This is a genomic window from Dactylosporangium sp. NPDC000555 (genome assembly GCF_040300025.1).
Lineage (GTDB): Bacteria > Actinomycetota > Actinomycetes > Mycobacteriales > Micromonosporaceae > Dactylosporangium.
Genome location: NZ_JBEPDB010000160.1, coordinates 1 through 7727, shown reverse-complemented (window position 1 = coordinate 7727; position 7727 = coordinate 1). Strand labels below are relative to the sequence as shown.

General features: G+C 74.8%; 3 protein-coding genes. All 3 read left to right on the top strand.

What is annotated here, in order from left to right:
• Nucleotides 1-1357, top strand: a 1357-nt coding sequence (locus ABT297_RS42090; protein ID WP_350559489.1) for a tetratricopeptide repeat protein, incomplete at its 5' end; no start/stop codon positions are given.
• 77 nt (nucleotides 1358-1434) lie between these two features.
• Nucleotides 1435-4869 (top strand): ATP-binding cassette domain-containing protein, encoded by a 3435-nt coding sequence (locus ABT297_RS42085; protein ID WP_350559486.1) that lies wholly within the window; start codon nucleotides 1435-1437, stop codon nucleotides 4867-4869.
• 132 nt (nucleotides 4870-5001) lie between these two features.
• The gene (locus tag ABT297_RS42080) at nucleotides 5002-7509 is read left to right on the top strand and encodes a PAS domain S-box protein (protein WP_350559483.1); all 2508 of its coding nucleotides are present in this window, start codon (nucleotides 5002-5004) and stop codon (nucleotides 7507-7509) included.
• Nucleotides 7510-7727 lie beyond the last annotated feature (218 nt).

Sequence of the window (7727 nt, the reverse complement as noted above, 5' to 3'; positions counted from 1 at the left end):
AATACTACAGGTTTGGTCTTGTGTCCGGTCGTGTGCGCTCCGCTGCGGCGCCCCGCCGCCGCCGCCCGCCGGGCCCGCCCCCCCCCCCGACAACCTGCACGGCGCCCTGCGCCGGGCCGTCGCCGCCGGGGACTCCGACCTCGCCGTGCGCCTCGTCGCGGCGTTCGGCTGGTACTGGTGGCTCGGCGGGCACCGGGTCGAGGGCGCCGGCCTCGCCAACGCCGCGCTGTCGCTGCCCGGCCCCTGCGACCCCGAGGCGCGCGCCATGGCGTGCGGGGTCGCCGCCGTCAACGGCTTCGACGGCCTGGTCGAGTCCGAGCTGCTGGACGGGTGGTTCCAGGAGGCCGTTCGGTACCCCGCGAGGCACCCCCTGTTCCGGCTCTTCCAGGTCGTCGCCGCCCTCTACCGGCAGGGCCCGACCCCCGAGGTCCTCGAGCGCATCGGCAGCCTGGCCGACGACCCCGAACCGTGGATCGCCGGCCTCGGCCTGCTGCTCGTCGGCCACACCGTGATGAACCTTGGCGCCCGCTTCGACGAGGCCTTCGACGCCTTCGAGGCGTCGCTGGCCGGGTTCCGCGGCATCGGCGAGCGCTGGGGCATGTCGTTCGCGCTCGCCGCGCTCGCCGAGGTGGTCGCCCGCCAGGGCCGCCACCGGGAGGCCATCGCGTACTTCGAGGAGGCCCTGACCTACCTGCGCGCCCTCGGCGCCACCGAGGACCGCCCGGTGACCGAGGTGCGGCTGGCGCAGGAGTACGACCTCGTCGGCGACACCGCCCGCGCCGACGAGGTCTTCGCCGAGGCCGGCCGCACCGCCCTGCGCTCCGCCGTGCCCGACAGCATCGCCTTCGTCGAGTGCGCGCATGCCCACCGGGCCCTGCGCGCCGGCGACGTCGGCCAGGCCCGCGTCCGCTTCGCTCGCGCCCTGGAGTTCGTCGGCGACAAGCGCGTCTCGCCGCAGATGCTCTGCGTCCTGCACAGCGGCCGCGCCCTGGTCCTGGCCCACGACGGCGACCACGCCGGCGCCCGGGCGCTCAACCGCGAGGCCGTGGCCCTCGGCAGCGGCGTGTTCGACGCCCCGGTCGCCGGCGGCGCCCTCGACGACGCTGCCGAGGCCGCCCTGCTCGCCGGCGACCCGGCCCGCGCCCTGACCCTGCTGAGCGCCGCCGACTTCCTGCGCGGCGGCTCCGACCGGACCCGCCCGTGGACCGATGCGCTGCACGCGTCGGCCCGCGCGTCGCTGACCGCCGGCGAGGTCGAGGCCGCGGCGGAGAAGGGCCGCAAGGCCACGATCGAGAACATCCTCGAGTTCTTTCCACCGCAGGACGCCGACAGGGCAGTGGCGGCCGCCACCGTGTAGCGGCGTAAATGCGTTGTCCGATCCCCGGTCCGCGGAGCACGCTGTGAGCCGCAGCAGTTCTCCCGGGGGACCACACCATGCGATTGATGCGCGACCTCTGGGCCACGTCGCCGCGCCGGACCGCGCTCGTGGCCTTCCTCATCGTGTTCGGCGCGGCGGGGCAGGCCGCGGCGTCGGCCGTCGGCGGGTCGGTGCTCATCCATCGATCGTGGACCATGTTCGCGGTGCTCGCGGCGGCTCTCGCGGCGGCCGTGCTCACCGATCTCGGCGTCGGGCTCATCATGGCCCGCCTCACCGCCGACTGGGCCGCCGACGTCCGCCGGCGGCTCTGTCGCGTGGCGTTCGGTCAGGACCTGCCGACACTGGAGACCACGCCCGTCGGCGAGCTGCTCGACCGGATCGACGGCGACGTCTACCAGGTCGCCGCCGAGCTGCGCAACGCCGGCGTGCGCATCACACAGGCGGCCTGCTACACCGTGCTGTCGGTGGCGACCACGCTGTTCGTGTGGTGGCCGGCCGGCCTCGCGATGCTCGTCATCGTCGTCGGGCTGAGCGTGGCCCTGCGCAAGCCGGCCGCGAAGATCGCCGCCGCGCGCATGGGCGAGGAGGAGGCCTGGTCCGACCTCGCCGCCGTGATGGAGGAGAGCATCCACGGGCAGGACGACGTGCGCACGACCCTTGCCCGGCCGTACGTGCTGCGCCTCTTCGCCCGCCGGGCCGCCACCGTGCTCGAGCGCGGCCGCCGGGTGTGGCGCCGCTCGGCGGCGGTCACGTCCGTCGCGTCCGGGTTCGTCCGGCTCGGCATCGCGCTCGTCGTGCTCGGCGGCGTGTGGGCGATGGCCGCCGGCGACCTCGACGTCGCCCGGCTCAGCGCGGTCTGGCTGCTCGCGCTCGGCTTCGGCGCGACCGTCGAGCACACCAGCCGGTTGGTGCCCGAGCTGCAATATGCGCTCGGCGCCTGGGCCCGCGTGCAGTTGCTGCGCGACGCCAAACAGGAGCCGGTCGGCGGGCAGGAGCCCGCCTCCGGCGATCTCGAGGTACGCGACCTGACCTTCCGCTACTCCGAGTCGGCCCGCAAACCGGCCCTGCGCGACGTGCGCCTCACGTTCGCCCGGGGCCGTTCCTATGCGCTGATCGGGCGCACCGGATCGGGCAAGTCCACCCTCGCCAAGGTGCTCACCCGCGCCGTCGAGCTGCCCCGCGGCGCGGTCTTCCTGGGCGGCACCGACCTGGTCGACATCGACGTGGAGGCGCTGCGCCGGTGGATCGCCGTCGTGCCGCAGCGCACGGAGATTCTCGCCGGCACGCTCGCGGAGAACATCGCGCTGTTCGACCCCCGCCTGCTGGAGCCGGCCGCGCGCGCGATCGAGGAGCTCGGCCTCACCGGCTGGGTCGCCGACCTGCCCGACGGCATCGAGACCCGCCTCGGCGACGGCGGCCACGTGCTCTCGGCCGGCCAGGAGCAGCTCGTCGCGTTCGCCCGCATCGTGGTCCGCCACCCGCAGGTGGTCATCCTCGACGAGGCCACCGCGCGGCTGGACCCGGTGACCGAGGCGCAGGTGCAGCGGGCGACCGAGCGCATGCTCACCGGCAGGATCGGCATCATCGTCGCGCACCGGCTCTCCTCGGTGCGGCAGTGCGACGAGGTCGTCGTCCTCGCCGACGGCGCCGTGGTGGAGGCCGGCCCGCTCGCCGAGTCGGCCCGCTTCGCCGAGCTGCTGTCCGCCTCGGAGTCCGCTACGGAGTCCGCTTCGCCGGTGCCTCGCCCCGCCGCGGCCCGGCCGGTCGTCACCAGCGCCGCGGGCAAGGCCGACCCGCCGCCGCTGCCCGAGATGCCCAAGGCGCGCACCCTCTGGAACATCTTCAAGCTCGCCACCAACGACTGGCGCTTCGGCCTCGTCTCCGTGGTGATGTTCACGCTGATGTCGATCCTCGGACTCGACGGCTCGGTGCTGCCGTGGCTGTGGGCCGACGTCGTCGACGGCACCGGCAACGCGCTGTGGCCGGCGCTGGGGATCGCCGCGGGCCTGCTGGTGCCGATGGCGCTGCCGTACTACACGAGCCGGCTGTTCCCGGAGTGGTGGGTACGCCAGCTGCTGCGCATCAGCCTGCGCCTCGTGCACGGCCAGACCGGCGCCCGTCGGGTCAGCAAGCACACCCCCGCCGAGGTCGTCGCCCAGGGCGGCGACACCGAGCGCGTCGTGGTGCTCGCCGACAACCTCATCGACCAGTGGATCTGCGCGTGGATCCTGGTCGCGATGACGGTCGTCTCCGGATCGTTCGTGCCCGCGCTGTTCATGGCCGGCACGATCGTGCTCTCCGGCCTCGCCGCGACACTGTTCGGCCCGTCGCTGAAGCGCTCGGCGCAGAAAACGGTCGCGGCGCGCGCGGCCTTCGCCACGTCCCTCGTGTCGTCGCTGTCCGCCGCGCGTACGGTGAAGCTCGCCGGCGCCACCGCCCCGGTCCTCGCCCACCTGGCCCGGCTCGACCGCGTCCGCAGCGAGCGCCAGCGCCGCGAGATCTCCGCGCAGGTGTGGGCCCGCTCCACGCCCGCCCTCGTCAGCGGCCTGCTGCCGATCGGCGCCTGGGCGCTGCTGCTGTCCGGCCGGCTCTCCGCCGGCGCCACCCTGGTCGCGGTCTCCACCCTCGGCTCGGCGCGCTGGTTCGCGTGGACCACCGCCTCGCTCATCTCCCAGCTGCCGTCGGCCCGCGTCTGGACCCGCCGCACCATCGAGATGGCCGGCGTCGCCGAGTACGCAGCCGCGGTCCCCGGCGTCGACCTCTCCGCCGGTACCGCGCCCGCGCCCGCCGCCGCGCCGAGGCACCCCCTGCGCCGCCTCGACCTGGCCGGCTTCACCGCCGTGCACGAGGACGGCACCGTCGCCGTGCGCGACCTGGACCTGTCCGTCGAGCGCGGCGAGCTCGTCCTCGTCGTCGGCCCCGTGGGGTCCGGCAAGTCGTCGCTGTTGCGCGCCCTGGCCGGCATCGTGCACCACACCGGCAAGCTCGAGTGGAACGGCGAGCCGGTCACCGAGCCCGAGATGTTCCTGCGCCCCAACCAGATCGGTTATGTGGCGCAGCTGCCGAGGGTCCTGTCCGGCACGATCGCGGACAACATCAGCCTGGGCCACGAGGTCGACGCCCACGGCGCCGTCTCCACCGCCCAGCTGGAACACGACCTGAAGGCCGCCGGCGACGGGCTGGGCCTGCTCATCGGCCACAAGGGCACCCGCCTGTCGGGCGGCCAGCTGCAACGCCTGGCCCTGGCCCGGGCCCTGGCCCCGCGCACGGAGCTCCTCATCGCCGACGACGTGTCCTCGGCCCTGGACGTGACCACGGAGCTGGCCCTGTGGCGCGCGCTGCGCGAACACGGCGTGACGGTGATCGGCTCGACGTCGAAACGAGCGGCCCTGACCCAGGCCGACCGCGTGATCGTGCTGCAGGACGGCGCCGCGGCCGCGCAAGGCACCTGGCGCGAACTCGAGTCCCGCTGGGGCCACCTGGCCGGCTGATCCGCGCGTGCCCGCGAACCGAACGCAGACCGAAAGGCATTTCACCTCAGCTCCCGCGCGCCCGGGACGATTGGTCGGGTGTCGGGGTGAGGCGTCGGCCGGCGCCTCGGGCGTAGGAGTCATGGAGCCGTCGTGGTGCAACAGTCCCAGCCAAGAGGGGACTCGTACACCGGGCACGCCGATCACGAGGCCGAGCTGGCCCGGCAGAGCGCGGCGCTGGAGGAACAGCGCGCGTTCCTGCATGCGATGCTCGAGAACCTCACCGACGCCGTGATCGCCTGCGACGGGGAGGGCGAGCTGACGGTCTTCAACCCGGCGGCCGAGCGGCTGCACGGGCTGCCGGTGGAGCCTCTGGCGCCGCAGCGCTGGGCGGAGCGCTACGAGCTGCGCAACCCCGACGGCTCGCTGATGCGGATGGAGGACCTGCCGCTGTACCGTGCCCTGCGCGGCGAGGCCGTCGCCGGCACGCGGATGCTGGTCGCGCCGCACGGGCGGCCGGTCCGCACCGTGCTGGCCACCGGCCGGCAGCTGCGCGACCGGGACGGCCGGGTGCTCGGCGCCATGGTGTCCCTGCGCGACGTCAGCGAGGCCGTCGCCGCCCAGGAGCGGGCCGAGCGGTACACCCGCGCGCTGGTGGCCACGATCGACGCGCAGCGGGCGGTCACCGCGGCCGTGCACGACCGCGGCGAGGTGCTGCGGGTCGTCGCCGACCGGGCCGTGGCGGCGTTCCCGGTCGCGGACGGCGCGGTGGTGGAGCTGCTGCACGGCGACGACGTCCTGGAGTACACCGCGACGGCCGGCACGCTGCGTCCGCACGTGGGCGTCCGGCTGGCCGTGGCCGGGTCGCTGTCCGGGGTCGCGATGGCCTCCCGGAGCACCGTGCGCTGCGACGACGTGGAGACCGACCCGCGCGTCAACCGTGAGGCCTGCCGCCGGGTCGGCGTCGAGTCGATGTGCGTCGCCCCGCTGTACGCCGCGGAGCGGCCCATCGGCGTGCTGAAGGTCGCGAGCGGCCGGCCGCGCGCCTTCGACGACGCCGACGCGCACCAGCTCGAACTGCTCGCCGCGAGCCTGTCCGCGGCGCTGCGCCACGCCGAGGACTACGCCCACAACGCGACCCTGCTGCACGAGCGCACCGAGGCGCTCGCGGCGCTGGAGGTCAGCGAGCGGCGGTTCCGGCTGAGCTTCGACAACAGCCCGGTGGGCATGCTGCTCATCGACCTGCGCCCCGGGTCCGTGGGCCGGTTCCTGCAGGCGAACCCGGCGATGTCGGAGATCACGGGGTACCGCCGCGAAGAGCTGACGGCGATGACCTATCCCGCCCTGACGCACCCCGACGACCTGGCCGAGACCGAGCGCTCCATCGACAGGCTCGTCTCCGGCGGCGTCGAGACCGTTACGGTGGAGCGGCGGTACCGCCACGCGACCGGGCGTACCATCTGGGTCGACGTCCGCGTCGGAGCGATCCGCGACACGTGCGGGCGGCCGCTGTATCTCGTGGCGCAGGTCCAGGATGTCACGCGGCGCCGCGCCGCCCAGGCCCGGCTGGAGCGGCAGGCGCGGCTGCTGCAGCTGATCCCGACCCCGGTCATCGCCCACGACCTCGACGGCACGATCCGCGGCTGGAACGGCGGCGCCGAGGCCACCTACGGATACGGCGCGGACGCGGTGGCCGGCCAGCGCGTCCACGAGCTGCTCGCCACCGACGCGGCCGCTGCGAGCCGGGAGGAGATCACCGCGGCGCTGCGCCGCGACGGGCAGTGGACCGGCCAGCTGACCCACCACGGCGCCGACGGCCGGCGGATCACGGTGCTGAGCCGGCAGGTGCTGGAGCACGGCCTTGCCGGTGCTGCCGGCACCGGCGACCCGGACGACCTGGGCGGCCGTAGCGAGACGGTGCTGGAGGTCAACACCGACATCACCGCGCTGCGCGACCGTGAGGCCGAGCTGGCCGCGTTCGCCGGTGTCGTCGCGCACGACCTGAAGAACCCGCTGACCGGCATCATCGGCTTCGCGGAGATGGCCGCGGAGCTGCTGCACGACGCCGTCCCCGGCGGGTCCGGCGTGCAGACCGCGGCCCGGTACGTGACCCGGGTCAAGGAGAACGCCCAGCACATGAACCAGCTCATCGACGACCTGCTCGCCTTCGCCACGGCGCGCGACGCGCCGCTGCGCCCCGGCTGGGCCGACCTGGCCACGATCGTGACGCACGTCGTCACGGTGCGCACGGGCCACCTGGCGGCGCCGGACCGGCCCGACATCGTCACCGGCGACCTGCCGACGGTGTGGGCCGACGCGGGGATGCTGCGCCAGGTGCTGGACAACCTGATCGGCAACGCGGTGAAGTACACCCGGCCGGGCAGCCGCGCCCAGGTCACCGTCGCCGCCGACCACGCCGGCCCCGCGGTGCGCATCAGCGTCGCGGACCGCGGCATCGGCATCCCCGCCGACCAGCGCCGGCAGGTGCTGTCGCAGTTCCACCGGGCGCACACCGGCCAGGGCTACGCCGGCACCGGGCTGGGCCTGGCGATCTGCCAGCGGGTGATCGAGCGCCACGGCGGCGCCATCGAGATATCGGAGAACCCGGGCGGCGGCACGGTCGTGACCGTCACCCTTCCGCACCCCGCCGCGCCGCCGTGACCCGCGCCCGTCAGGGGAGCAGCACCAGCTTGCCGCGCAGACCGCCCCGCTCCGGGCGGCCGCCTGCAGCGCCGCGTCGAGGTTGCCGATGTCGTCCTGCTTGACCAGCGCGAGCGCGTCGGCGCCGGCGAGGTCGGCGCGCTCGAACGCCTCGTTGTCGGGCCGCTCGGCCTCGACCACCCGGCCGCCGTGCTCGGCGAGCAGCCGCTCGATCTCGC

What these genes read in the sequence shown, in the direction of transcription:
- ABT297_RS42085 (WP_350559486.1), top strand. Translation starts at nt 1,435, where the DNA reads ATGCGATTGATGCGCGACCTCTGGGCCACGTCGCCGCGCCGGACCGCG.